Raw genomic sequence first — 862 nt, 5'->3', positions numbered from 1 at the left:
CGGGACACTGGTGGTCGCGGGGCCGGAGGACCTGCCGCCACGGGTGTCGCTGGGCGAGGCCGTGCACGGTGCGCGGGCGACGCATGTGACCGTGCCACCGTCTGTGCTGGCGGCGGAGGACGCTCTCCCGGATGTGTTGGAAACGGTGGTGGTGGCCGGTGAGGCATGTCCGGTCGGGCTGGTGGACCGATGGTCGGCGGACCGGCGGGTGGTGAACGCGTACGGCCCGACGGAGACGACCGTCTGCGCGGCGATGAGCGCGCCGTTGGCACCGGGCCGGGACGTGGTCCCCATCGGGCGGCCGATGGCGAACGTACAGACGTTCGTCCTCGATGAGTTTCTGCTGCCTGTGCCGCCTGGGATGGTGGGAGAGCTGTATGTGGCCGGTGCCGGGTTGGCTCGCGGATATCTGGGCCGTCCGGGGCTGACGGCGGAACGTTTCGTCGCCTGCCCGTTCCAGCCCGCCGAGCGGATGTACCGCACCGGCGACCTCGCCCGCTGGACCGGTGAGGGCGAGCTGGTCTTCGTCGGCCGGGCCGACGATCAGATCAAGATCCGGGGATACCGCGTGGAGCCGGGCGAGATCGAAGCGGTCCTGTCCGCGCATCCGGATGTCGAGCAGGCTGTGGTCGTCGCGCGCCGGGACCGCCCTGACGACCATCGTCTGGTCGCCTATGTCGTGGTCGACGCGGCACGTCGTACCTCTGCTGAACGGACCGGCGATCCGCTCTCCGCCGTGCGGGCGTATGCGGGTGATCGGTTGCCGGAGTTCATGGTTCCGGCGGTGTTCGTTCCGTTGGAGCGGTTGCCGTTGACGGTGAATGGGAAGGTGGATCGGGCTGTTCTGCCTGTGCCGGATTTT

At 69.4% G+C, this 862-nt stretch carries 1 protein-coding gene; it reads left to right on the top strand.

The window, feature by feature from the left end; translation table 11 throughout:
* On the top strand, window positions 1–862 hold an 862-nt coding region (locus FF041_RS24695; RefSeq protein WP_194292155.1), incomplete at both ends, for an AMP-binding protein.

Source organism: Streptomyces jumonjinensis, from assembly GCF_009600885.1.
Lineage (GTDB): Bacteria > Actinomycetota > Actinomycetes > Streptomycetales > Streptomycetaceae > Streptomyces > Streptomyces jumonjinensis.
This window is presented reverse-complemented; position numbering and strand designations above follow the sequence as displayed.